General features: G+C 70.8%; 23 protein-coding genes. 14 read left to right on the top strand and 9 right to left on the bottom strand.

The features are described from left to right. Positions 1-230: 230 nt before the first annotated feature. The gene (locus ABZ725_RS17905) at positions 231-1,157 is read left to right on the top strand and encodes a DUF3027 domain-containing protein (RefSeq protein ID WP_351904545.1); all 927 of its coding nucleotides are present in this window, start codon (positions 231-233) and stop codon (positions 1,155-1,157) included. A 71-nt stretch (positions 1,158-1,228) separates the two neighbouring features. On the opposite strand, the gene ABZ725_RS17900 is transcribed toward ABZ725_RS17905, so the two are convergent. Continuing rightward, a complete protein-coding gene (locus tag ABZ725_RS17900; RefSeq protein ID WP_358803589.1) occupies positions 1,229-1,477 on the bottom strand; it encodes a hypothetical protein in 249 nt (82 codons plus the stop codon). A 153-nt stretch (positions 1,478-1,630) separates the two neighbouring features. Between ABZ725_RS17900 and ABZ725_RS17895 the strand changes: the two genes are divergently transcribed. The 3 genes from ABZ725_RS17895 (at position 1,631) to ABZ725_RS17885 (ending at position 6,898) form a co-directional block, all read left to right on the top strand. Then, positions 1,631-4,810: a molecular chaperone Hsp90 gene (locus tag ABZ725_RS17895; protein ID WP_358803588.1), complete on the top strand. Its 3,180-nt coding sequence runs from the start codon at positions 1,631-1,633 to the stop codon at positions 4,808-4,810. 180 nt (positions 4,811-4,990) lie between these two features. Next, positions 4,991-5,920, top strand: coding sequence for a hypothetical protein (locus tag ABZ725_RS17890; RefSeq protein WP_358803587.1), 930 nt, complete (start codon positions 4,991-4,993; stop codon positions 5,918-5,920). A 180-nt stretch (positions 5,921-6,100) separates the two neighbouring features. Continuing rightward, positions 6,101-6,898 carry a hypothetical protein gene (locus ABZ725_RS17885; protein ID WP_358803586.1) on the top strand — a complete coding sequence of 266 codons (798 nt, stop codon included), beginning with the start codon at positions 6,101-6,103 and terminating at the stop codon, positions 6,896-6,898. 43 nt (positions 6,899-6,941) lie between these two features. Here the strand turns inward: ABZ725_RS17885 and ABZ725_RS17880 are convergent, their stop codons facing one another. Both ABZ725_RS17880 and ABZ725_RS17875 read right to left on the bottom strand, forming a co-directional pair. After that, entirely contained in the window at positions 6,942-9,308 is a 2,367-nt protein-coding gene (locus ABZ725_RS17880) for an HAD-IC family P-type ATPase (protein WP_358803585.1), read from the bottom strand. Between the two features lie 124 nt (positions 9,309-9,432). Further along, positions 9,433-9,702: a DUF2530 domain-containing protein gene (locus ABZ725_RS17875; RefSeq protein ID WP_358803584.1), complete on the bottom strand. Its 270-nt coding sequence runs from the start codon at positions 9,700-9,702 to the stop codon at positions 9,433-9,435. A 134-nt stretch (positions 9,703-9,836) separates the two neighbouring features. On the opposite strand from ABZ725_RS17875, the gene ABZ725_RS17870 reads away from it, so the two are divergent. Next, positions 9,837-11,222 carry an NCS2 family permease gene (locus tag ABZ725_RS17870; protein ID WP_358803583.1) on the top strand — a complete coding sequence of 462 codons (1,386 nt, stop codon included), beginning with the start codon at positions 9,837-9,839 and terminating at the stop codon, positions 11,220-11,222. A 45-nt stretch (positions 11,223-11,267) separates the two neighbouring features. On the opposite strand, the gene ABZ725_RS17865 is transcribed toward ABZ725_RS17870, so the two are convergent. Beyond that, positions 11,268-11,450: a ribbon-helix-helix protein, CopG family gene (locus tag ABZ725_RS17865; RefSeq protein ID WP_358803582.1), complete on the bottom strand. Its 183-nt coding sequence runs from the start codon at positions 11,448-11,450 to the stop codon at positions 11,268-11,270. 151 nt (positions 11,451-11,601) lie between these two features. On the opposite strand from ABZ725_RS17865, the gene ABZ725_RS17860 reads away from it, so the two are divergent. Together ABZ725_RS17860 and ABZ725_RS17855 are read left to right on the top strand one after the other, a co-directional pair. Next, complete coding sequence (locus ABZ725_RS17860; protein WP_351904569.1) at positions 11,602-12,039, top strand: MarR family transcriptional regulator; 438 nt, start codon at positions 11,602-11,604, stop codon at positions 12,037-12,039. A 133-nt stretch (positions 12,040-12,172) separates the two neighbouring features. Further along, a complete protein-coding gene (locus ABZ725_RS17855) occupies positions 12,173-13,444 on the top strand; it encodes an MFS transporter (protein WP_358803581.1) in 1,272 nt (423 codons plus the stop codon). A gap of 9 nt (positions 13,445-13,453) precedes the next feature. Here ABZ725_RS17855 and ABZ725_RS17850 read toward each other — a convergent pair whose 3' ends face one another. Further along, the gene (locus tag ABZ725_RS17850) at positions 13,454-13,975 is read right to left on the bottom strand and encodes a GNAT family N-acetyltransferase (RefSeq protein ID WP_358803580.1); all 522 of its coding nucleotides are present in this window, start codon (positions 13,973-13,975) and stop codon (positions 13,454-13,456) included. 50 nt (positions 13,976-14,025) lie between these two features. On the opposite strand from ABZ725_RS17850, the gene thpR reads away from it, so the two are divergent. Beyond that, positions 14,026-14,598 carry an RNA 2',3'-cyclic phosphodiesterase gene (gene thpR, locus ABZ725_RS17845; RefSeq protein ID WP_358803579.1) on the top strand — a complete coding sequence of 191 codons (573 nt, stop codon included), beginning with the start codon at positions 14,026-14,028 and terminating at the stop codon, positions 14,596-14,598. Positions 14,599-14,779: 181 nt separating this feature from the next. Here thpR and ABZ725_RS17840 read toward each other — a convergent pair whose 3' ends face one another. The 3 genes from ABZ725_RS17840 to ABZ725_RS17830 all read right to left on the bottom strand — a co-directional run bounded on the left by ABZ725_RS17840 (position 14,780) and on the right by ABZ725_RS17830 (position 17,174). After that, positions 14,780-15,772 (bottom strand): aldo/keto reductase, encoded by a 993-nt coding sequence (locus ABZ725_RS17840; RefSeq protein ID WP_358803578.1) that lies wholly within the window; start codon positions 15,770-15,772, stop codon positions 14,780-14,782. A 49-nt stretch (positions 15,773-15,821) separates the two neighbouring features. After that, positions 15,822-16,409, bottom strand: a complete 588-nt coding sequence (locus ABZ725_RS17835) for a Uma2 family endonuclease (RefSeq protein WP_358803577.1) — start codon at positions 16,407-16,409, stop codon at positions 15,822-15,824. Positions 16,410-16,493: 84 nt separating this feature from the next. Then, entirely contained in the window at positions 16,494-17,174 is a 681-nt protein-coding gene (locus tag ABZ725_RS17830) for an SGNH/GDSL hydrolase family protein (RefSeq protein WP_358803576.1), read from the bottom strand. Between the two features lie 98 nt (positions 17,175-17,272). Here ABZ725_RS17830 and ABZ725_RS17825 point away from each other — a divergent pair, with 98 nt between their 5' ends. After that, on the top strand, positions 17,273-18,259 hold the full coding sequence (locus ABZ725_RS17825) for a WD40 repeat domain-containing protein (protein ID WP_358803575.1): 987 nt from the start codon (positions 17,273-17,275) through the stop codon (positions 18,257-18,259). A gap of 27 nt (positions 18,260-18,286) precedes the next feature. Here the strand turns inward: ABZ725_RS17825 and ABZ725_RS17820 are convergent, their stop codons facing one another. Then, a complete protein-coding gene (locus tag ABZ725_RS17820) occupies positions 18,287-19,042 on the bottom strand; it encodes a TetR/AcrR family transcriptional regulator (RefSeq protein ID WP_358803574.1) in 756 nt (251 codons plus the stop codon). A 126-nt stretch (positions 19,043-19,168) separates the two neighbouring features. On the opposite strand from ABZ725_RS17820, the gene ABZ725_RS17815 reads away from it, so the two are divergent. The 5 genes from ABZ725_RS17815 (at position 19,169) to ABZ725_RS17795 (ending at position 24,578) form a co-directional block, all read left to right on the top strand. After that, positions 19,169-20,134, top strand: a complete 966-nt coding sequence (locus ABZ725_RS17815) for an ATP-binding cassette domain-containing protein (protein WP_358803573.1) — start codon at positions 19,169-19,171, stop codon at positions 20,132-20,134. Continuing rightward, on the top strand, positions 20,131-20,946 hold the full coding sequence (locus ABZ725_RS17810; RefSeq protein WP_358803572.1) for an ABC transporter permease: 816 nt from the start codon (positions 20,131-20,133) through the stop codon (positions 20,944-20,946). Before ABZ725_RS17815 ends, ABZ725_RS17810 begins: the two co-directional genes overlap by 4 nt. Positions 20,947-21,129: 183 nt before the next feature. Then, a complete protein-coding gene (locus ABZ725_RS17805; protein WP_358803571.1) occupies positions 21,130-21,666 on the top strand; it encodes a hypothetical protein in 537 nt (178 codons plus the stop codon). Between the two features lie 163 nt (positions 21,667-21,829). Further along, positions 21,830-23,359, top strand: coding sequence for a cellulase family glycosylhydrolase (locus ABZ725_RS17800; RefSeq protein ID WP_358803570.1), 1,530 nt, complete (start codon positions 21,830-21,832; stop codon positions 23,357-23,359). Positions 23,360-23,486: 127 nt separating this feature from the next. Next, a complete protein-coding gene (locus ABZ725_RS17795; RefSeq protein WP_358803569.1) occupies positions 23,487-24,578 on the top strand; it encodes a DUF4037 domain-containing protein in 1,092 nt (363 codons plus the stop codon). Positions 24,579-24,893 lie beyond the last annotated feature (315 nt).

Here is a 24,893-nt window from a genome sequence, read left to right as displayed (position 1 = left end):
AACGTCCCGTCGGTGTAGGCCGAGCGTCCGCGAGCAGGTAGCGTGCGTAGCGCGCCGTGGCGATCGTTCTCGGCCGCGCGCCTCCCGGCCATCCCGCAGAATGGATGACAGCAGGTGCGCCCGAGCGCGATCGGGCGCGGACGTCGACGCGGCCCAACGGTCCGCTCCGTCCGCACCCGCCGCCTTCAGGCCGGCGCACCGAGAGACGGCGTAGGAGAGAAGCGATACCTGTGAGCGCAGCGACCACGCGAAGCCGCACCCCCGACCGCCTGTGCGCCGAGGCCGTCGACCTCGCACGTACCGCAGCCGAGGAGGCAGCCGCCCCCGGCGTGGTCGGCGAGCACGTAGGCCTGCTCTCCGAGGGCGACCGCGTGGTCACCCACTACTTCGAGTGCAAGGAACTGGGCTACCGGGGCTGGCGCTGGGCGGCGACGGTGGCGCGGGCCTCCCGCGCGAAGATCGTCACGCTGGACGAAGTGGTCCTGCTCCCCGGTCCCGACGCGGTCCTGGCACCCGAGTGGGTCCCGTGGAGCGAGCGGCTGCGCCCCGGCGACATGGGCCCGGGCGACCTGCTCCCCACGGACGCGGAGGATCTCCGCCTGGAGCCCGGCTACACCGGCGAGGACGAGCCGCCGCCGAACTCGCTCGTCTCCGAGGAGATGGCCGAGCTCGCGGAGGCGGAGGACGCGGAGGTGACCCCGGCCGCGCCGGCCGAGCTCGCGACCTCGCCGGTCCGGGGCACGATCGCCGCGGTGGCCCAGGAGCTGGGCCTGCGCAGAGCCCGGGTCCTGTCCCGCTACGGACTGCACACCGCCGCCGACCGCTGGGAGGAGGGCTTCGGCTCCCAGACGCCCATGGCCCAGGCGGCCCCGGCGTCCTGCGTGAGCTGCGGCTTCCTCACCCCCATCGGCGGCTCCCTGGGCCAGGCCTTCGGCGTCTGCGCCAACGAGTTCTCGCCGGCCGACGGCCGCGTGGTCTCTCTGTCGTACGGCTGCGGCGGCCACTCGGAGGCGGCGATCATGCCGACGCCCCCGCGCCCCGCCCCGCCGGTGGTCGACGAGACCCGAGTGGACCCCTTCCCGCTCCGCCCGGCCCCGGACTCGGGCTCGGTCCCGACGGTGACGGACGAGGACACGGCGGAGCTGGGGCACTCCTAGGACAGGTCCTGGCGCGGCGGGATCGGCTGTGCTCAGGGACTGTGCGCAGCCACTGTGCTCAGCGACTGTGATCAACAGTTCTCGCTGATCACAGCCTCAAGGGTCTCCAGCGACAGCTCGTTCTGCTCGAGCTGCTCGTTCAGGCTCTGCAGCGTCTGCTCCAGGGCCGAGATCGTCCCCAGGTCGGGTTCCGGCTGCTGCTGGAGCGTGTCGATGGTCTTTTCGACCTGGTGGATCTCGGCCCGCTGTCGACGGATCGCTTCGCGCTGCGACTTGGCCACCCGGCGCATCATGTCGCAGGGACTCTCGTGGGTCGGCATCTGCGTGCTCCTCGCTGGTCCGGTACCCCCTGCGCCCATCGTGCGGGCCATGCCGGAACCGGGCACGCGGAAGGACTCCGGGCGGGGCGGACAGGCGACACGGAGGCTCCCGGCGCGCGATACCTTCTCCTCACGCCGATGAGGAGAGTGAACGTGAGCAAGTTCGTGCGGCCGGCGCCTGAGGGCGCGGACCCCTTCGGCACGGCCCGCCTGCGCCGCGGGGTCCTGGACGCCTGGGCCACCAGCCCCGCCCGGTTCCGGGAGGACGCCAACGCCGAGGAAGACCTGGTCCTCGGGGGGTACCGGGACCGGCTCGTCGTGGAGCTCGCGCAGAACGCCGCCGACGCCGCGGCCAGGGGCGGGGTGCCGGGGCGGCTGCGGCTCACCCTCCGCGACGGAGTCCTGGTCGCCGCCAACACCGGTGCGCCGCTGGACGCCGCCGGCGTCGAGTCCCTCGCCACGCTCCGCGCCTCCGCCAAGCGGGAGAGCCGGCAGTCGGCGGTGGCCGTCGGGCGGTTCGGCGTCGGGTTCGCCGCCGTCATCGCCGTCACCGACGAGCCGGCCGTCGTCGGACGGCACGGCGGCGTCCGCTGGGACCTGGCGGAGGCCCGCGATCTGGCCTCCGACACCGCCCGGCACAGCCCCGGCCTCGGCGACGAGATCCGGCGGCGGGACGGGCATGTGCCCCTGCTCCGGCTGCCCTTCGCCGCCCAGGGCACCGCCCCCGACCCGTACGACACGGCCGTCATCCTGCCGCTGCGCGACACCGCGGCCGCCGATCTCGCGGAGCGGCTCCTCGGCGCCGTGGACGACGCCCTGCTCCTCGCCCTGCCGGGCCTGGAGGAGGTCGTGATCGAGATCGGCGACGACGCTCCCCGTACCCTGAGCCGGTTCGCCGACGGCCCGCTGACCGTCGTCGCGGACACCCGGGAGGGGACCACCCGCTGGCGGACGGTCGCCGCCCACGGGGCCCTCGCCCCCGAGCTGCTGGCCGACCGGCCGGTGGAGGAGCGGCTGCGGCCGCACTGGTCGGTGACCTGGGCCGTGCCCGTCGACGGCGACGGCTCGCCCGCCCGCCCCCGCACCACGCCCGTCGTGCACGCCCCCACCCCCAGCGACGAGCCGCTCGGCGTGCCCGCCCTGCTCATCGGCTCCTTCCCGCTCGACACCACCCGTCGGCACGCCGCCCCCGGGCCGCTGACCGACCATCTGGTGCAGCGCGCGGCGGACGCCTACGCCCAACTCCTCGCCGACTGGCGACCGGTGGGCCCCGGGATCATCGACCTGGTGCCCGGACCGCTGGGGAAGGGCGAGCTGGACGGGTCGCTGCGGCAGGCGATCCTGGAGCGGCTGCCGCGCACCGCCTTCCTGCCGCCCGCCGTCGAGCCCGTCAAGGACGAGGACGCGGGCGACGAGGGCGTCGAGCTGCCCGAGGCGCTCCGGCCGCGTGACGCCGAGGTCGTCGAGGGCGCCGGCGTCGAGACCGTGCGGGTGCTGGCGGAGGTGCTGCCGACGCTGTTGCCCGCCGGGCTGGAGCGGCGCGTCGAGCTGCGCACCCTGGGCGTCGCCCGGATCCCGCTCGCCGACGCCGTGGACCGGCTGGCCGGTCTGGAGAAGGACCCCGACTGGTGGTACCGGCTCTACGACAGCCTGGCCGGGGTCGATCCCGACCGGCTCTCCGGGCTGCCCGTGCCGCTGGCTGGGGGTACCTCCCAGGCTTTCGGCACTGGGGGAGGCCGGACCACCATCGGTCCGCGCCAGGTGCTGCTGCCCACCCCGGACGCGGCCGGCCTCGACCCGGAGATCCTGGCCCGCCTCGGCCTCAAGGTCGCCCACCAGGACGCCGCGCACCCCCTGCTGGAGAAGCTCGGCGCGCTGCCCGCCACCCCCCGCGCCGTCCTGACCACCCCGCAGGTGCGGGCCGCCGTCGCGGCCTCCCTGGACGACGACGGCGGGGCCTGGGACGACCAGGACGCGCCGAACGCCGAGGAACTCGCCGACACCGTGCTCGCGCTCGTCCGCGGCGCGGGCCTGGAGCCCGGCGACGAGCCGTGGCTGGGCGCGCTCGCCCTGCCCGACGAGGAGGGCGAGCTGGTCCCCGCCGGGGAGCTGGTCCTGCCCGGCAGCCCGTTCGCCTCCGTCATCCGGGAGGACGAACTCGCCTTCGTCGACGCCGAGTTGGCGGACAAATGGGGCGAACAGCCGCTGGCGGCCTGCGGTGTTCTCGCCAACTTCGCACTCGTCCGCGCCACGGACGTCGTTCTCGACCCGGACGAACTGGAGCCGCGGGACGGGGACTTCGCCGAGCCGGACGACGCGGGGCTGCTGGACGCCGTCGACGTGTGGTGCGAGGACATCCTCGACCGCTTCCCCGACAGCCCGGTGCCGCCCGTCGCCACCGAGCTGGTCGCCGTCCGCGACCTCGACCTCGTCGACGAGGACCGCTGGCCGCAGGCCCTCGCGCTGCTCGCCCGGCCGCCGCTGCGCGACGCCCTCACCCAGCCCGTCCGCATCCTCCTCCCCGACGGCACCCACGAGATCGTCCGGCCGTACACGGCCTGGTGGCTGCGCGGGAACCCGGTCCTCGACGGCCGCCGCCCCGCCGGTCTGCTGGCCGCCGGCGGCGACCCGCTCCTGCACGGCCTGTACGAGGAGGCCGACGCCACCGGCTTCGACGACGAGCAGGTGCTGCGCGCCCTCGGCGTGCGGACCTCCGTCGCCGCGCTCCTCGACGAGCCCGGCGGCGCCGCCGAACTCCTCGATCGGCTCGCCGACCCAGACCGCCCCGTCGGCACCGCCCAACTGCACGGCCTGTACGGCGCGTTGGCCGAGCTCGACCCCGAGCAGGTGACCCTGCCGGACGAGCTGCGGGCCGTCGTCGACGGGCGGGCCGAGGTGGTGGACGCGGCCGACGCCGTCGTCGTCGACTCACCCGATCTGCTGCCGTTCACGGACGGCGTCCCGCTGCTGCCCGTGCGGCCGTCCCGGGCCGCCGAACTGGCCGAGCTGTTCCAGGTGCGGCGGCTGAGCGAGTCCGTGACGGGAGGCGTCGACTCCGACGGCGTCGAGCACGATGTGCCCGAGTCGGTGCGGGTGCTGCTCGGGCCGCGCACGCCCGACACCTACGTCGAGCACGACGAGCTCGTCGTCGACGGCGTGGAGATCGACTGGCGGCTGACCGGTGACGGCGTCCTGCACGCGGCCACCGTGGAGGGCGTCGCCGCCGGGCTCGCCTGGGCGGCGCGGCAGTGGCCGCGCCGGTTCGAGGTCGCGGCCCTGCTGGAGGACCCGTCACGGACCGGGGAACTGGCCCGCGACCGCTGGTTCGACTGATCGGACAGAGCCTGTCGTACGAATTTTCTGCACGAATTTCTCACTGCTCGTACAACCATGAACCCCCGTCGGACATCTGATGGGGTGAGTCAACAGACTCCATGATCAATTTGGGCCCCGGATGTGATGCGAGCCGTGCGAACGGCAACCGTTCGGGCCCCTCTCCTCAGGGGGAAACGAATGCGCAAACGCGCCACCGTGGTCGCCGTCTCCGGCGCCCTGGTCCTGTCTGCCTTCGCCGTGCCGGCCGCACAGGCCGTCGGCAGCGACTCGCACAACCCCATCGACACCCTGAACGCCCTCCGCGCGGCTGCCTCCAGCAAGAGCGCCTACGTCGGCGAGACCGCCGCCGACACCGGCACCCCGTACGCGCTGGACGCCAAGTTCACCAACGTGAAGATCAACAACGGCTTCCCGATCATCGCGGGCACCGGCGGCAAGGTCACCGCCCCGGTCACCTTCAAGGTCACGCACGGCGCGGGCGTCGACGTCACCGCGGACGACACCGAGCTGGACCTGCTCATCTACCGCGGTTCGTCCACCGACCCGGCGAACTTCCTCATCGGCGACGACTACCCGAGCTGCACCAACACGTCGGCCACGGTCGCCACCTGCAAGGGCACCATCGACATCTACCCGGGTGACGAGCTGGCCAACGCCGACAACACCACCTGGAAGGCGCTCGGCTACATCGTCGACTGGAACGACGTCGACCCGTACTCCGACGACGACGTCGACTGGAGCAAGGTCGGCTACACCGAGGGCGACGCCCTGGCCACCACCAAGCTCCAGCGCAAGTCGGCGCTGACGGTCAACGCCACGCCGGAGCCGGTGAAGAAGGGCAAGACCATCACCGTCACGGGCAAGCTGTCCCGTGCCAACTGGGACACCGGCCTGTACGGCGGTTACTCCACCCAGCCGGTGAAGCTGCAGTTCCGCAAGAAGGGCAGCAGCACCTACACCACGGTCAAGACCATCAAGACCAGCACCACCGGTGGCCTGAAGACCACGGTCAAGGCGACCGTGGACGGCTACTACCGCTTCACCTTCGCCGGCACCACGACGACCCCGGCGGTCAACGCGGCCGGCGACTTCATCGACGTGAAGTAAGTCGACGTGAAGTAGGCGGAGCGCGGCACGTGCAGACGGCCGGTCCCGGTTTCCGGGGCCGGCCGTCCGCGGCTCGGCGACTTCTCACCGTTTTCACGCCGCCTTCTTGCCCGCCTCTTTCCTTCACCTCTCGCCGTCTCACCCCTCTCCAATTCACTTCGCTCCATCCGAGGAACGCACATGCGCATACGCGCCATCGTGGTCGCCGCTTCCGGCGCCCTCGCTCTCTCCGCCCTCGCCGTCCCGGCCGCGCAGGCCGCGCCGACGGCGGCGCCGGCCGTGACCTTCTCCAATGTGAAGGTCAACGCGGGCAAGGCCGTCGTGGTCGGCCCCTCGGCCCAGGTCACCGTCAACGCCACCTACACCGTGACGAAGCCCGCGACCCTCAGCGCGAGCTCGTTCGAGAGCGGCCCGCTGCTCTACCGGGGCACCACGCTCAACGCCGACTCCGACACCATCGGCGGCGACAAACCGGGCACCTGCACCGCGGCCTCCACGACGGTCCTGCACTGCACGGCCAAGATCCAGTTCCGGCCCTCCACCGACCTGGGCAACAGCCAGGCCGGCGCCTGGAAGGTGGGCGCGCTCGCCCTCCCCAAGGACGCCACCAGCCTCGACGACTTCAAGTGGCAGAGCAACCTGGGCGCCATCAACGTGCAGCGCAAGTCGGCGCTGACGACCGACGCCGCGCCCGAGCCGGTGAAGAAGGGCAAGACGCTCACCATCACGGGCAAGCTGACCCGCGCGAACTGGGACACCAACAAGTACGGCGGCTACGCGACCCAGTCGGTGAAGCTGCAGTTCAAGAAGAAGGGCAGCACGGTCTACAGCACGGTCAAGACCATCAAGACCAGCTCGACCGGCACGCTGAAGACCACGGTCAAGGCCTCCGCCGACGGCTACTACCGCTACACCTTCGCCGGCAACTCGACGACCCCGGCGGTCAGCGCGGCGGGCGACTTCGTCGACGTGAAGTAAACGGTTCCGTCGAGTGGACGGTTCCGCAGAGTAAACGGTTCAGCTACGCAGGGAAACGGCGGTCGACCCACTTCCAGGAGAGCTCCAGGGCGGCCGCCGCCACCGCCGCGATGCCCACGGCGATCCACGGCATCGTCATCCCGACCAGCTTCAGCGCGAAGAAGTGCTGCAGCCACGGGACCACCAGCACCAGCAGGAACGCCGCGCCCATCGAGGCCACCAGCAGCAGCCGCCACCAGGTGTACGGGCGGGCGATGATCGCCAGCACCCACATCGAGATCAGGAACAGCGTGAGGGTCGCCGCGCTGGTCTCCGCCTCCAACGAGCCCTCGCCGGTGTAGTAGTGGCGGGCGGTCAGATAGGTCGCGAAGGTCGCCACGCCTGCCGTCAGCCCGCCCGGGACCGAGTACCGCATCACGCGTCTGACGAAGTGCGGGCGGGCCCGTTCCGTGTTGGGGGCGAGGGCCAGGAAGAAGGCCGGGATGCCGATCGTGAGGGTGGAGAGCAGGGTCAGATGGCGTGGCAGGAAGGGGTATTCGACCTGCCAGCAGACCACCAGCAGGGCCAGCAGCACGGAGTAGACCGTCTTCACCAGGAAGAGGGTCGCCACGCGGGTGATGTTGCCGATGACCCGCCGGCCCTCGGCCACCACCGACGGCAGGGTCGCGAAGCTGTTGTTCAGCAGCACGATCTGCGCGACCGCCCGGGTGGCCTCGGAGCCCGACCCCATCGCGACGCCGATGTCCGCGTCCTTCAGCGCGAGGACGTCGTTGACGCCGTCCCCGGTCATCGCGACGGTGTGCCCACGTGACTGCAGCGCGCCGACCATGTCCCGCTTCTGCTGCGGGGTGACCCGGCCGAACACCGTGCCCTCGTCCAGGGCCTGCCCCATGCCGGCCTGGTCGGCGGGCAGCCGGCGGGCGTCCACCGTGCCGCCGTCGAGCCCGAGCTTCGCCGCCACCGCCCCCACCGACACCGCGTTGTCGCCGGAGATGACCTTGGCGTGGACGTTCTGCTCGGCGAAGTAGCGCAGGGTGTCCGCGGCGTCCGGCCGCAGCCGCTGTTCGAGGACGACGAGCGCGGCGGGCCGGGCCCCGTGCGCGGGCTCGGGGGCGTCGAGGTCGCGGGCGGTGCGGGCCAGCAGCAGCACCCGCAGGCCCTGCTCGTTGAGCCGCTCGGTCTCGGCGAGGGCGGGATCGTCCTCGGCCAGCAGCACGTCCGGCGCGCCCAGCAGCCAGGTGCTGCTCTCCCCGTTGCCCTCGCTGAAGCTGGCGCCGCTGTACTTGCGCGCGGAGGAAAACGGCAGGGACTCGGTGCAGCGCCAGTCCTCGGCGTCCGGGTAGGCGTCGATGATCGCCTGGAGGGAGGCGTTCGGCCGCGGGTCGGACTCCCCGAGAGCGCCGAGGACCCGCCGTACGTAGCTCTCGTCGCCGCCGTCGAGGGTGCGCAGCTCGGTGACGTCCATCCCGCCCTCGGTGAGGGTGCCGGTCTTGTCCAGGCAGACGGTGTCGACGCGGGCGAGGCCCTCGATGGCCGGAAGCTCCTGCACCAGGCACTGCTGCCGGCCGAGCCGGATGACGCCGATCGCGAAGGCGACCGAGGTGAGCAGGACGAGCCCCTCCGGGACCATCGGGACGATGCCGCCGACGGTACGGGCGACGGAGTCCGCGAGGTCGTTCTCCTTGACGACGAGCTGGGTGACGACCAGCCCGAGCGCGGCCGGGACCATCATCCAGGTCACGTACTTCAGGATCGTGGAGATGCCGGAGCGCAGCTCGGAGTGGACGAGCGTGAAGCGGGAGGCCTCCTCGGCGAGCTGGGCGGCGTAGGCCTCGCGGCCGACCTTGGTGGCCTGGAACGCGCCGCCGCCGGCCACCACGAAGCTGCCCGACATGACCGGGTCGCCCGGTCGCTTCACGACGGGGTCGGCCTCGCCGGTGAGCAGGGACTCGTCGATCTCCAGCCCGTCCGCCTCGACGCACACCCCGTCCACGGCGACCTTGTCGCCCGGTCCGATCTCGATGAGTTCGTCCAGGACGAGTTCGGAGGTGGAGACCTCGATCGCGGCGCCGTCGCGGCGGACGGTGGGCCGGGCCTCGCCGACGACCGCGAGGGAGTCCAGGGTCTGCTTCGCCCGCCACTCCTGGATGATGCCGATGCCGGTGTTGGCGAGGATCACGAAGCCGAAGAGGCCGTCCTGGATGGGCGCGACGGCGAGCATGATCAGCCACAGGACGCCGATGATGGCGTTGAAGCGGGTGAAGACGTTTCCCCGGACGATCTCGCCGACCGAGCGGCTGCTGCGGACGGGCACGTCGTTGACCTGACCGCGCGCGACGCGCTCCGCGACCTCGGCGGCGGTGAGACCGGTCGCCGTCGGCACAGTGGCGGGTGCGTCGATATGGGTCATGGCTTCGACGGTACGTGCGGATTTGGGGGTTCACCCCCCGAGGGCGCGGAAGATCCGACCTGGGGAGGACAGGGGTAGTACGCCGGTTGTACGGCCGCTCGCCTACTCCGCGGGAGCCGCTCGCCTACTCCGCGGGAGCCTGCTCGGCCGTCGTCGCCGCGCGCTTGATCGCCGCGTCCCGCTTGCGGACGTACCAGATGCCGATGAGCCCGAGCCCGGCGCCGGCCAGGCACGTCCACAGCCACCACAGATGGCCCTGGTCGTCGAACCAGCCGTAGAACGGGAGCTGGACGAGGAAGAGGACGAACCAGAGGATCGTGCCGCCGGTGATGGTGGCGACCACGGGGCCCTCCAGGGGCTCCGGCGCCTCGTGCGTAGGGGTCCACTTCGCCATGGGCTCAGCTTACGAGAGGAAGACATCTACGCGCGGAGATAGCGTCGGCGGCTTTATATGTTCATACTGAACCCGTTTTGCGTTCGTCCCCATCTTGTCCGCATCTTGGCTACTTCTGATCGTAGGAACCTCTAATGATCGACCGCTACTTCAAGATCTCTGAGCGGGGCAGCACCCTGTCCCGGGAGGTCCGTGGCGGTTTCGCCACCTTCTTCGCGATGGCGTACATCATCGTGCTGAACCCGATCATCCTCGGCAGCGCGAAGGACATGTACGGGCACCACCTGGACAACGGTCAGCTGGTCACCGCCACCTGTGTGACGGCCGCGTTCACCACGCTCCTCATGGGCGTGATCGGCAATGTGCCCATCGCGCTGGCCGCCGGCCTCGGCGTGAACTCGGTGGTCGCGCTCCAGCTCGCGCCCCGGATGTCCTGGCCGGACGCGATGGGCATGGTGGTCCTCGCGGGCTTCGTCGTCATGCTGCTGGTCGCCACCGGTCTGCGCGAGCGCGTCATGAACGCGGTCCCCTTCGGGCTGCGCAAGGCGATCAGCATCGGTATCGGCCTGTTCATCATGCTGATCGGGCTCGTCGACGCCGGCTTCGTCAGCCGTATCCCGGACGCCGCCCAGACCACCGTCCCGCTCCAGCTCGGCGGCGACGGTCACCTGAACGGCTGGCCGGTTCTCGTCTTCATCCTGGGCGCGCTGCTCACGCTGGCCCTGATCACCCGCAAGGTGCCCGGCGCGATCCTGATCTCGATCGTCGCGATGACCGTCCTCGCGCTGATCGTCGACGCCGTCGCGACCGTTCCCTCCTGGGGTCTCACCACCCCCGAGTGGCCCGGCAACCCCGTCGCCAGCCCCGACTTCGGGCTGATCGGCGAGGTCAGCCTGTTCGGCGGCTTCCATGAGGTCGGCGTCCTGACCGGCACCCTCTTCGTCTTCACGGTCCTGCTGTCGTGCTTCTTCGACGCGATGGGCACGATCATGGGCGTCAGCGACGAGGCCAAGCTGACCGACGCCCACGGCGAGATGCCCGGCATCAACAAGGTCCTCTTCGTGGACGGCCTCGCGGTCGCCGCGGGCGGCGCCAGCTCCTCCTCCGCCACCACCGCCTTCGTGGAGTCCACGGCCGGCGTCGGCGAGGGCGCGCGCACCGGCTTCGCGAACCTCGTCACCGGCGGCCTCTTCACGGTCGCGCTGTTCCTCACGCCGGTCGCCACGATGGTCCCGTCCCAGGCCGCGACGCCCGCCCTGCTCGCGGTCGGCTATCTGATCCTGGCCGGCTCGGTCAAGGAGATCGACTGGGCCGACCACACCATCGCCATCCCGGCCTTCATCACCATGGTGATGATGCCGTTCACCTACTCGATCACCAACGGCATCGGCATGGGCTTCATCGCCTTCGTCCTGTTGCGCCTGGTGGCCGGGCGCGGCAAGGACGTACCGGTGCCGATGTACGTGGTCTCCGCCGTGTTCGTCTTCTACTACCTGATGCCGGCCCTCGGCCTCACGTGAGCCCCGAACGGCCCCAGGGCCTGTCCGCCCCGGGGCGGACAGGCCCTACATGAGCCCGTAGAACTTCTCCGTCTCCTCGACGGCGGTCTGGAACCGCTCGTCGAAGTCATCGCGAATGAGCGTCTGGACTACGTAGTCCTGGACGCTCATTCCCCTTTTGGCGGCATGCTGCCGGAGCCGTTCGAGCAGCTCCCCGTCTATGCGCAGGCTGAGCACACTGGTCCCCATGAGACGAGGGTCGCGGGCGCGTACCGCACTTCGGTCACTTTCCGCTGCCGACTCACTCGTTCGAGTGATGAAGGGGTTTCCGTGGCCGGTGTCACGGGAATCCCGGCGCGCCCCAGCTTGTTTAGCCAGAGTAATGAGTTACCCTAAAGAGATGCCTGACCTCACCCATGGCGACGACGCTGCCGCCGTGAACTCCCTGCGCTCCGCCGTGATGCGACTGTCCCGTCGGCTCAAGCACCAGCGGGTCGACGAGTCCCTGAGCCCCACCGAGATGTCGGTGCTCGGCACCCTCTCCCTCTACGGCAGTGCCACCCCGGGCGAACTCGCCCGCAAGGAGCACGTCCAGCCGCCCTCGATGACCCGCATCGTGGCGCTCCTGGAGGCCAAGGGACTGGTCCGGCTCGAGCCGCACCCGGACGACCGGCGTCAGAAGGTCGTCACGAAGACCGAGCAGGCCGAGGCCATGCTCGAGGAGAGCCGCGCCAAGCGGAACGCCTTCCTCGCCACCCTGGTCGACGGCCTCGACGAGGACGAGTGGGCGAAGCTGCGCGCCGCGGCTCCGGTGCTGGAGAGACTCGCGCACCTGTAATTTGCGCATCGGCATCCTGCGCATCGGCACCTCGCGCATGGGTGACTCGCGCACCTGTAGGCAGCATTCGAGGAGGCGAACCCTTTTGAGTACGGGATCCGGAGCAGATTCCGCCCCCGCTCGCACGTCGTCGATGTTCAGCTCCCTGAGAATCAGGAACTACCGCCTGTTCTTCATGGGTCAGGTCGTCTCGAACATCGGCACCTGGATGCAGCGCATCGCCCAGGACTGGCTGGTCCTCAGCCTCACCGGCTCCGCGACGGCCGTCGGCTTCACGACGGCCCTGCAGTTCCTGCCGATGCTTCTCTTCGGCCTCTACGGCGGCGTCCTCGTCGACCGCCTGCCCAAGCGCCGCGCACTGCTGTTCACCCAGTCCGCGATGGCCGTCACCGGCATCGCACTGGCCCTGCTGACCCTCTCCGGACACGTCGAGGTCTGGCACGTCTACGTGGCGGCCTTCTCCGTCGGTCTCGCGACCGTCGTCGACAACCCGGCCCGCCAGTCCTTCGTCTCCGAGATGGTCGGCCCCGACCAGCTGCAGAACGCGGTCAGTCTCAACTCCGCGAACTTCCAGTCCGCGCGCCTCGTCGGCCCCGCCGTCGCCGGTCTGATGATCACCGGCGTGGGCACCGGCTGGGCGTTCCTCGCCAACGGCCTGTCCTTCGTCGCGCCCATCACCGGCCTGCTGCTGATGCGGGCGCGCGAACTGCACGCCGTCGAGCGCGCCCCCCGCGCCAAGGGCCAGCTGCGCGAGGGCCTGCACTACGTCGCCGGCCGCCCCGACCTGATCTGGACGATCACCCTGGTCGGGTTCATCGGCACCTTCGGCTTCAACTTCCCCGTCTACCTCTCGGCCTTCGCCGACGACGTCTTCCACGCGGGCGCCGGCTCCTACAGCCTCTTCAACACGCTGATGGCGGTCGGCTCGCTCGCCGGCGCCCTCCTCGCCGCCCGGCGCGGCACGGCCAAGATGCGCGTGATGATCGCGGCGGCGGTCGCCTTCGGCGTGATGGAGACAGTCGCCGCCGGCGCTCCCTCTCTCTGGCTGTTCGCCCTGCTCATGGTCCCGATCGGGATGTTCGGGATGACGGTCAACGTCACCGCGAACACCAGCATCCAGATGGGCACCGACCCGGCCATGCGCGGCCGGGTCATGGCCCTCTACATGATGGTCTTCCTGGGCGGCTCGCCCGTGGGCGCGCCGATAGCGGGCTGGATCACGGACGCGTACGGCGTCCGGGCCGGCCTGGCGGTCGGCGGCGTGATCGCGGCCACCGCCGCCCTCGCCATCGGCCTGGTCCTGGCCCGGGTGGGCAACCTCCGCCTCTCCCTCGGCTGGACCGCCGGCCACCCGACGGTCCGACTCGTACCCCGAGAGAACCGGGAACTCACCCCGGTGTCGTGACGCCTGTCGTCACACGCGCCGGGCCAGCAACTGGCCCGGCCAGTCGTTGTCGCCGACGGTGAACGCCTGCGTCGCGGTGAAGCCGTTGCGTTCGTAGTAGGCGACGAGGGATCTGTCGTCGCCGGCGTAGCAGTCCACCCGGAGCAGGGCGACGCCTGCGCGGCGGGTCGCCTCGGCGGCGTGGGCCAGGAGGGCGCTGCCCACGCCGTGGCCCTTGAACCGGCGGTCGGAGGCCAGCCAGTGGATGTATCGCTCGGGCTCGCCGGGCGGCGGCAGGTGGGCGAGGTAGGCGCCGGGCGCGTCCGTGAGGGTCACGGTGGCGGCCGGCACCCCGTCGGCCTCGGCGATGAACACCTCGCCGTCCTCCATGTACCGGACGACCGACTCCAGCACGCTCGGACTCTCCGACAGGGGCTTCGTCCCCCACTGACCGGTGCGCCCCTGTGAGACCAGCCACTCCACGCTGCTGTCCAGCATGCCGAGTATCACGGGGACGTCGTCGGGGCCGCCTTCTCTGATGGTGATCTGCATGACGTCCATCATGCCCGGCGCGCCCTCCCCGGAGCCGGGACAATCGGGGCATGAGACTCTTCGCCGCAGTGCTGCCCCCGGACGACATCGCCGACGAACTCGCCGCCGAGGTAGCCCGGTTGCGCGCACTGCCCGGTGCGGAGGGACTGCGCTGGACGGGCCGCCCCGGCTGGCACTTCACCCTCGCCTTCTACGGCGAGGTCGACGACGACCTCGTCCCGGACCTGTCGGCGCGGCTGGAGCGGGCCGCGCACCGCAGCGCGCCCTTCGCGCTGGCGGTGCGCGGCGGAGGACAGTTCGGGCGCGGGCGGGCCCTGTGGACGGGCGCGGCCGAGGACGTGCCGGCGCTGCGACTGCTGGCCGGCCGGGCGGAGGCCGCGGCCCGCAAGGCGGGCGTGGAGATGGACGAACACCGCCGCTACAAGGCCCATCTGACGCTGGCCCGCAGCCGGGACGCGCTGGACGTCCGGCCGTACGTCGAGGCGCTGGACGCCTTCGTGGGCCGTACCTGGACCGTGGGGGAGCTGGTGCTGGTGCGCAGCAACCTGCCGAAGTCCGGCGTTCCCGGGGCGCAGCCCCGTTACGAGCCGGTCGGGCGCTGGGCGCTCGGCGGGGCCGGTTAGGCTCGACGCGTGGACCCGAAGACCCGGAACCGGATCATGGCCGGTGCGCTTGTGCTGATGTTCGTCGTGGTGGCGGTGGCGGCGGCCGTCGGAAAGTAGTCGACGCGCTCGACGCGCTCGAGACGACGACGGCCGCCGCCCTGCGGTGCTGTGCCGTGCCCAGGGGGCGTTGTCAGCGGCCTTACCAGGCGAAGGCCTCCGGCGACGGGCCCGGGCCCGGGAAGATCTCGTCGAGACCCGTCAGCAGCTCCTCGCTCAGCTCCAGCTCGACCGCGCGCAGTGCGGAGTCGAGCTGCTCGGCGGTGCGCGGACCGACGATCGGGCCGGTCACGCCGGGACGGGTGAGCAGCCAGGCCAGGGCGGCCTCGCCGGGCTCGAGCCCGTGCTTGTCGAGGAGGTCCTCGTACGCCTGGACCTGCGCGCGCAGGGTCGTGTTGGCGAGGGCGTCGGCGGCCCGGCCGGAGGCGCGGCGACCGCCCTCGACCTCCTTCTTGATGACGCCGCCCAGCAGACCGCCGTGCAGCGGCGACCACGGGATGACCCCGAGCCCGTACTCCTGCGCGGCCGGGATGACCTCCATCTCGGCGCGCCGCTCGGCGAGGTTGTACAGGCACTGCTCGCTGACGAGGCCGATGGTCCCGGAGCGGCGGGCCGCGATCTCATTCGCCTGGGCGATCTTGTAGCCGGGGAAGTTGGAGGACCCGACGTACAGGATCTTCCCCTGCTGGATGAGGACGTCGATCGCCTGCCAGATCTCCTCGAAGGGAGTGCTGCGGTCGACGTGGTGGAACTGGTAGACGTCGATGTAGTCGGTCTGCAGCCGCTTCAGCGACGCGTCGACGGCCCGTCGGATGTTGAGCGCGGACAGCAGGTCGTGGTTCGGCCAGGGGGCGCCTTCGGTGCCCATGTTGCCGTACATCTTGGTGGCGAGGACGACCTTGTCGCGGCGCTCGCCGCCCTTCGCGAACCAGTTGCCGATGATCTCTTCGGTACGGCCCTTGTTCTCGCCCCAGCCGTACACGTTCGCGGTGTCGAAGAAGTTGATGCCCGCGCCGAGCGCCGCGTCCATGATCGCGTGGCTGTCGGCTTCGTCCGTCTGCGGGCCGAAGTTCATGGTGCCGAGGACGAGGCGGCTGACCTTGAGTCCGGTGCGTCCGAGCTGCGTGTACTCCATGGAACTCAAGCCAACGGCTTCGAGTGCGCTCGATGCAAGGGGGGTTCGGTCAGTCGCGGGGGAAGTCGTCGGTCTTGAGGGTGAGGTCGACCACGGTGCCGGTGAGGTCGATGTCGTCGCCGAAGTCGATCTTCGTCCGCGTGGCGTAGTCGCCTTCTTTGGGGTGGGTGTAGAGGTAGCAGCGGCCCTTGTAGGGGTCGGCGATGAGGTAGACCGGGACCTCGGCGGTGGCGTAGGCGAGCTTCTTCGGCCCGTAGTCGTTCGCTGCCGTGTCCTTGGAGATGACCTCGGCCACGAACTCGACGTCCTGGTAGCGCCAGCGCCCCTTGCTGTCTTTCACCGAGCGGTCTGCCATGGCCGCCATGTCGCATGCGAAGCCGTTCAGATGACCAGGGAAGTCGATGCGTACGTCGGATGCGAGCCGCTTGCGGGGATACTTGCTCCGCAACTGCTCGAAGACGGCCGAGATGATCTCCCAGTGATTCTGCCGTTGCGGTGACATGAAGATGTTTCCCCCGACGATCTCAACCTTCGTTCCCTCGGGGATGGGCATCTTCTCGAGCAACTCGAACATGACGTCCAGAGACAGCTCGCCGCTCTCCTCGGCCATCGTGATCCTGTCCTCAGTGACGGTCATCGTGGCGCTCCTCCCCGGCTGCCCCACGGACGAGTGCAGCCGCGCAGTACAACGATACGCACGGTGACCAGAGCACGGGCGACGTCACGCCGAGCGTTCGTACTCCCCGCCCAGCTCCCAGCCCTGGTACATCGCGTCCGCGAAGGCCTCCGCGATCTTGTGTTCGCCGCTCGCGTTGGGATGCGTGCCGTCGTAGGTGTCGAGGTGCGTCTCGTATCCGGGCGGGGGTGACGCCAGCAGGAGGGGCGAGCGGGGCTCGTCGAGGTCGGCGAGGGTCTTGGCGAGGAGTTCGTTGAAGGCGGCGACCTCGGCGGCGAAGTCGGGCTCCGTCTGCGCGCGGACGTTCGGGATCACCGGCAGCGCGACGATCCCCACCCGGGGGTTGGCCGCCCGCGCCTCGGCCACGAACGTCCGTACGTTGGCGGCGGTCTGCCCCGCGTTCGTGTAGAAGCCCAGGTCGATGAGGCCGAGCGCGACCAGCAGCACATCGGCCCGGTGCGCGCGGACCGCTCCGCCGATCAGGGGGGCCATGTGCAGCCAGCCCTCGCCCCAGCCGGCCAGATGGGCGCGGGGGAAGTCCGGATCGGCGTACTCGTACGAGGTGGGCGCGTCCGTCGCCTTGTCGTACAGCGTCTCGCGCGGTCCGACGACGGCGAACGGGCCGTCGTACGTCGTGCGCAGGTGCTGCCACATCCGATAGCGCCATGTGTGTTCGCCGGCGCTTCCGATCGTCTGGGAATCGCCGACGGGCATGAACCTGAGCATCCGCTCATCATCGGGGATCGGCGGGAGGGAGGGGACGGGCGGGGGTGTGAGACGGGCCACGCGCCGTGAAACCTCGGCCGGGATGGCAGGCTTGGCGCATGCGTCGCTTGCTTGCGTTCCTCGCCGCGGTCCTCCTCACGGGGGTGCTCGCCGCGCCCGCGACCGCCGCCGACGGCGACAAGGGGTTCACCATCACCGACCCCCGGATCACCGAGTCCAGCGGCCTGGCGGCGTCCCGTCAGCACCCGGGCGTCTACTGGACGCACAACGACCAGGACACGTGCGCCTGCCTCTACGCCGTGGACAGCGGCACCGGAAAGACCGTCGCCACGATCACCCTGACCGGCGTGGGCACCCCCCGTGACGTCGAGGCCATCGCCATGGGTCCCGACAACCAGCTCTGGGTCGGCGACATCGGCGACAACGACGGGGTGACCTGGCCCTACGTCTGGATCTATCAGCTCCCCGAGCCCAAGGAGCTCAAGGACCAGAGCATCCGGGCCAAGCAGTACGTCGTGAAGTACTCGGACGGCACCCGCGACGCCGAGTCCCTGATCGTCCACCCGAAGACCGGCCGCGTGTACATCATCGACAAGCACGAGGACGGGGGGCATCTGTACGAGGGGCCCGCGAAGCTCTCCACGTCCGGCGCGAACGTCTTCAAGCCCACCGTCCCCGTCGACCTGTGGGCCACCGACGCCGCCTTCTCCCCGGACGGCGCCCAGCTCGCCGTCCGCGGCTACTTCGGCGGCATCTACTACGACTGGAACGGCGGGAAGATCGAGCGCAAGGGGCGGCTCGACGTGCCCCTGCAGCGGCAGGGGGAGTCCGTCAGCTACTCCGCCGACGGCACCAAGCTCATGTACGGGACCGAGGGGTCCGGGAGCGAGGTGGAGGCGGAGGACGCGCCCGACGGTGCGGCGGCCTCCGGCTCCAAGTCCCCCTCGGGCGGCGGTGGTTCGAGCGCATCGGGCGACGGCGGCGACGGCTCCTCGGCCTCCGACAGCGTCAAGTTCGGAGCGCTGGCCGTTGCCGCGCTCTGCGCCGTCTTCTTCGGCCTCCGCCGACTGCGGCGCCGCGACTGAGCGCACCGAGCGCACCGATCGTCGCGCTCACGACTTCCGCTGGGCGACCAGGAGCTCCAGCCCGTCCAGGATCCGTTGCAGGCCGAACTCGAAGTGGTCGAAGGCGGAGCTCCAGGTGTCCTCGGCCAGGGAGGCGAGGACCGGATAGCGGCCGCTGGTCATGACCCTTTCCAGGAACGGCGCCTGGGCCGAGTAGAACTCGGCGGTCGTCATGCCCGACGTGCGCTCGGCCGCCGCCTGGTAGACCTGCGTGCGCGCGGCGCCGACGACGTAGCCGTCGACCGTGATGACCGCTGAGACGAGTTCGGGGTCGGTCAGGCCCATCGGCCGGATGAGGGTGAGCACCTTCTCCATGCCGTCCAGCGCGCTCGGGCCCAGCAGCGGGCGGGTCTGGTTGACCTCCAGCAGCCAGGGGTGGCCGCGGTAGAGGGCGAGGGTGGCGTGGGCCATGGCCTCCAGGGCGGAGCGCCAGGTGCCGTCGCCGAGGTCGGCCGGGTTCTCGGAAGGGCGCTGGACGCGGTTCAGCATCAGGTCGAGCAGCTCGGCCTTGCCGGGGACGTAGCGGTAGAGGGACATCGCGCCCGTCCCCAGCTCGGTGGCGATCCGGCGCATCGAGAGTCCGGGGAGTCCGTCCCGGTCCGCGATCTCGACGGCTCGCTCCACGATCACGTCCAGCGTCAGGCCCGGCTTGGGTCCGCGGCTCGGGCGTTTGCCGGTGTCCCACAGCAGCTCGAGGGTGCGGGTGATGTCGCCGCTGCCGCTGGTCTCCGTGCTGCTCGTCATGGGCGCAGCTTAGTTCCCCGCCGAAAAACCGAGTACACCGTACGCGTAATCGGGTACGGTGTACTCGGTTAATGGAACGGCCTGGGGGACGCGACCCAGGGAGACCACTTAGGGAAGGGGGACCCGATGAGTGACGGACATGCCGTGCTCGCCGAGGGGCTGGAGAAGCGCTACGGCGACAAGCGCGCCCTCGACGGCTTCGATCTCGCCGTCCGGGAGGGCACCGTGCACGGACTGCTCGGGCCGAACGGGGCCGGCAAGACCACCGCCGTGCGCATCCTGTCCACGCTCGTCCGGCTGGACGGCGGCCGGGCGACGGTGGCGGGGCTGGACGTGGGCCGGCGCCCGCGCGAGGTACGGGCGCGGATCGGCCTCACCGGGCAGTACGCGGCCGTGGACGAGGTGCTCACCGGCCGGCAGAACCTGGAGATGTTCGGGCGCCTGTTCCACCTGGGCGGCCGGCGGGCCAAGGTGCGCGCCGCCGAACTGCTCGAACGCTTCGACCTCACCGACGCCGCCGACCAGGGCGTCGGCGGCTACAGCGGCGGTATGCGCCGCCGCCTCGACCTCGCCGCGTCGATGATCCTGGCTCCGGCGGTCCTCTTCCTGGACGAGCCCACGACCGGGCTCGACCCGCGCAGCCGCGGCGAAGTCTGGGACTCCGTGCGGGCGTTGGTGGCGGGCGGCACGACCGTGCTGCTGACCACGCAGTATCTGGAGGAGGCCGACCGGCTCGCCGCGCGGATCACCGTCATCGACCAGGGGCGCGCCATCGCCGACGACACCCCGGACGGGCTGAAGAACCGCATCGGCGGCGACCGCATCGAGGTCGTGGTCGCCGAGCGGTCCGAGATCCCCCGGGTGGTGAAGGTCGTCGCCCGGGTCTCGGACGGCGAACCCGAGGCGGACGAGGCGGAGCTGCGCGTGCACGCCCCGGTGACCGACCGGGTCGCCGCGCTCACGGACGTGACCCGGACCCTGCGGGACGAGGGCGTCCGCGTCGAGGACATCGGGCTGCGCAGGCCCAGCCTCGACGACGTCTTCCTGAGCCTGACCGGACACCGCACGGAGACGAAGGAGGCTGCCGCATGAGCGCCCTGGACATCGGCACGCGGCGCGGCCGAACGTACTGGCTGCTCTCCGACTGCTGGAACGTGGTCCGCCGCGGGCTCACCCACTACCAGCGCCAACCCGTCAACATCGCCTGGCAGTTGGGCTTCCCGATCCTCTCCGTGCTGCTGTACGGCTATGTCTTCGGCAGCGCGCTGCAGGTGCCCGGCGGCGGGGACTACAAGGACTTCCTGATGCCGGGGATGTTCGCGATGACGATGGCGTTCGGCTTCATCAACACGGCGACGGTCGTGGTCCACGACTCCACCAAGGGCGTCATCGACCGCTTCCGGTCCATGCCGATGGCGTCCTCGGCCGTGGTCGCCGGCCGCGGGGTGACCGATCTGGTCGTCGCCTGCGCGGAGCTGTGCATCATGATGCTCACCGCGCTGGCCATGGGCTGGCGGCCGGACGGGGGCTGGCGCTTCCTCGCCGCGTTCGGGCTGCTGCTGTGGCTGCGGTTCGCGCTGATCTGGATCGGCGTGTGGCTGGGCCTGCTGGTCCCCAACCCGGAGGCGGCGGGCGGGCTGTTCGCGGTCGCCTTCCCGCTGACGATGATCTCCAGCATCTTCGTCGCACCCCAACTCATGCCCGACTGGCTGGGCTTCGTCGCCGCGTGGAATCCGATCTCGTCCACCGCGGCGGCCGCCCGCGATCTGTTCGGGACGCCGGTCGGGGGCGGCGACTCATGGGTGGAGCAGCACGCGCTGCTGATGGCGGGGGTATGGCCGCTGGCGCTCACGGCCGTCTTCCTGCCGCTCGCCGTACGGAGGTTCCGACAGCTCGGCCGGTGAGGGGCGCTTCCGGCTCCGCGGTGGGGGCCGCTCCCGGCCTCCGCGGTGAGGGCCGTGCACGGGCGTCACCCGTTCGCCGCATCCGGCGCGACGGCGGGTCGGTCGTCCCGGCACGCTGAAGTGTCTCGCGGGACGGGGGCGGAGTCTCGACACGCGGTCCCGCCCTCATCGATGGGAGACCCCATGCGCGGTCATGCCATACGCGCCGCAAGAAAGCTCACCCTGTTCATCGCCGCCCTGGGACTGACCGTCCCGGCGGCCCTGGCCACCGCCCAGCCGGCCCAGGCCGCCCTGATCGTGCACGTGCGCACCGCCACGCTGCCGCTCAGCGGTTCCATCACCGGCGCCTCGGAGCAGATCGCCGTCACCGGCAGCATCACCGTCACCGTCCTCACCAGGACGAACACGGGCGGCGGCGGTACGGCCCAGATCATCAGCCGGCTGGGCGGCACCAGCGGCATCGGCGCCACGACCGGCGCGAGGTACCTCTTCGTCGGCGCCGACAACAACACGGTCTCGTGGCCGCCGGGCCCGATCGCGCCGCTGACCGTCTTCCCGAGGTTCCTCCAGATCAACCCGTTCTTTCCGCCCGACCCGATCGTCCCACCGCACCCGATCGCGCCCGTACGGGTCGACGTGAGCGTCACGGAAACCGGCGTGATCGACAGCATCGACGCCGAGCTGGACGAAGAAGAAGAGGGCCCCGACGTCAGCACCTGACGGGCATCCGGGTCTTTCCGCAGCGGCGGCGCCCTTTTCCCGGCGCCGCCGCTGCCGCGCGTCTTGACGGGTTCATGGTGTGTCAGTTTCCTGGGTGGTGCGCGGCGTGTGGGAGCGCTCCCATTCTGTTCCGGTCCCGCGCCACCCGAGAGGAAGCAGCGAGATGTTCCGCAGCTTGCGAAGAGTGCTGTGCACGGTTGCCGCCGTGTTGCTGATACCGCTGGCCGGAGTCCACACGGCGGATGCGGCAGACGCGGCAGATGCGGCGGATGTCGCCGCGGTGCCGGGAGCCGGCTACTGGCACACCAGCGGCCGCCAGATCCTGGACGCCGCCGGGCAGCCGGTCCGGATCGCCGGGATCAACTGGTTCGGCTTCGAGACCGGCAACTACGTCGTCCACGGCCTCTGGTCCCGGGACTACAAGAGCATGATCGACCAGATGAAGTCGCTGGGCTACAACACGATCCGCATCCCGTTCAGCGACGACATCTTCAAGAGCTCCACGGTCCCCAACAGCATCGACTTCAGCAGCGGCAAGAACGCCGACCTACAGGGACTCGGCCCGCTCGGCGTGTTGGACAAGATCGTCGCGTACGCGGGTCAGGACGGCCTGAAGGTCATCCTCGACCGTCACCGCCCGGACGCCGGCGGCCAGTCCGCGCTCTGGTACACGGCCGCGGTCCCCGAGTCGACGTGGATCGCCAACCTCAAGGCCCTCGCGACCCGTTATCAGGGCCAGGACACGGTCGTCGGCATCGACCTGCACAACGAGCCCCACGATCCGGCCTGTTGGGGCTGCGGCGACCCGGCCACGGACTGGCGACTGGCCGCACAGCGCGCGGGCAACGCGGTCCTGTCCGTCAACCCCGAGCTCCTGATCTTCGTCGAGGGCGTGCAGACCTTCAACGGCGTCTCGGGGTGGTGGGGAGGCAACCTGATGGGCGTCGCCCAGTACCCGGTGCAGCTGAACGTGGCCGGCCGGGTGGTGTACTCCGCGCACGACTACGCCACCAGCGTCGCGCAACAGAGCTGGTTCAGCGACCCGACCTTCCCCGCCAACATGCCGGGGATCTGGGACAAGTACTGGGGCTACATCTTCAAGCAGAACATCGCGCCCGTGTGGGTGGGCGAGTTCGGCACGACGCTCGCCTCGACCGTCGACCAGAAGTGGCTGGCGGCGCTGGTGAGCTACCTTCGGCCGACCTCGACGTACGGCGCGGACTCCTTCCACTGGACCTTCTGGTCCTGGAACCCCAACTCCGGTGACACGGGCGGCATCCTGAAGGACGACTGGGCGACCGTGGACACGGTGAAGGACGGCTATCTGGCGAGCGTCAAGGCACCGGGCTTTCCGAGCACGGGCGGCGGGGGCGGGGGCGGCGGCGGGACCACGGCGTCCTGCTCCGCCGCCTACACCGTCACCAGCGACTGGGGCGGCGGCTTCAACGCGGAGGTCAAGGTGACGAACACCGGGACGACGGCCCTCTCGTCCTGGAAGGTCACCTGGACCTGGAGCGGCGCACAGCAGGTGACGAGCATGTGGAACGCGTCATACACCCAGAGCGGCGCCACGGTGACCGCCGTGAACGCCTCCCACAACGGGGCGGTGCCGGCGGGCGGTTCGGCGAGCCTCGGGTTCGGGGGCGCGCCGGGGGGCGGGGGTGTGCCGGCGGTGAGCTGCACGGCGGCGTGAGGTCTTCGCCGGGGTGAGGTATCTGGTCGTGTGGGGAAGCGCCTGGTGCTGGTGCGGTGCCGGTGCGGTGCCGGGCGCTTCGGAAACCGCTTGGCCACGTCTCCGGCACGTTCCTAGCATGATCCGTATGCCAGGACTCCAGCTCTCCCGCCGCTTCTACGATCAGGCCGTGGCCCCGCTGCTCGGCGGCATCCCCCACTCGGCCGGCCTGCTGGGCGACGGCTCCGAGGTACTCGGTTTCGATGACGCGGTCTCCACCGATCACGACTTCGGACCGCGGGTGCAGGTGTTCGTGGCGACGCAGGCCGATGCCGAGGGCGTCCACACGGCGCTGGAGCGGTTGCCGCAGCGTTTCGAGGACTTCCCCGTCGCCTACCGGGACGCCGATCGCCTCGATGGCGCGGAGCACCATCAAGTCGAGGTGACGACGGCGGCTCGGTTCTTCACCGAGCGGATCGGCTGCGACCCCGCCGACGGGATGGGGCCGGCGGACTGGCTGACCGCTCCGACGCAACGGCTGGCGACGCTGGTCGGGGGTGATGTCTTCCGTGACGCAGACGGATCGCTGGAGTCACGCCGCAGGGCGCTGAGGTGGTATCCGCAGGACGTCTGGCGCTATGCGCTCGCCGCCGCCTGGTTGCGGGTCTCACAGGAGGAGGCGTTCATCGGGCGAACGGGCGCGGTCGGGGACGATCTCGGCAGTGCACTGGTGACGGCACGGGTCGCGCGGGATCTCGTCCGGATCGGGTTCCTGGTGGAGCGGCGCTGGGCGCCCTACAGCAAGTGGCTCGGTACGGCCTTCTCGCGGCTGCCCCTCGCCGAGCGGGTCGGGCCGCATCTCAGCGCGGCCGTGCGTGCCGGGGACTGGCGTGCGCGGGAGACGGCACTGTGCGCCGCACAGCGCGAACTGGCCATCGCCACCAACCGGCTGGGCCTCGCCGATGAGGTGGACCCCGAGCCGCGCCAGTTCTACGACCGGGACATTCGCGTGCTGTTCGGCGACAGGTTCACCAACGCCCTGGCCGCACGGGTGACCGATCCGGAGGTTCGAGCCCTGATCACCCGTTTCGGCACCCGCCGGCATGACGCGAGCGCGATGCTTCCGGGCACCGTCGACCAGGTCGTCGACTCGGTGGAAGTGCTCGGACATCCCGACCGCTGCCGAGCGGCGACGGGAGTGCTCGGCATCACGGACCCGTCCCAGGCCAGCCCTGAGTGAAGTGATCGAACTCTCCGGTCCACCGGTGCTCAAGGTCAGCGAGTTGACGCCCTGATCTCCTGGAAGGTCGCCTGGACCTGGACCAGCTCCCAGCAGGTCACGCCTTCGACGAGCTTCGGGTTCGGGGGCGGTGCCGGGTGCTTCGCTCACGAGCGTGCGTACGAGACCCAGTCGTGGGCGAGCCGCGCCATGTTCTTCTTCCAGTGCTGGGGGTCGCTTCGGGCGGTCTCGCCCCAGGCCCGGGCGTTGGCTACGTTGGGCACGTTCCGTTGCGAGAGGCGGGAACGGAAGGCTGCCCCTGCGCACGTCGGAGCG

The sequence above is a fragment of the Streptomyces sp. NPDC006872 genome, from assembly GCF_040635845.1.
GTDB lineage: Bacteria > Actinomycetota > Actinomycetes > Streptomycetales > Streptomycetaceae > Streptomyces.
This window is presented reverse-complemented; position numbering and strand designations above follow the sequence as displayed.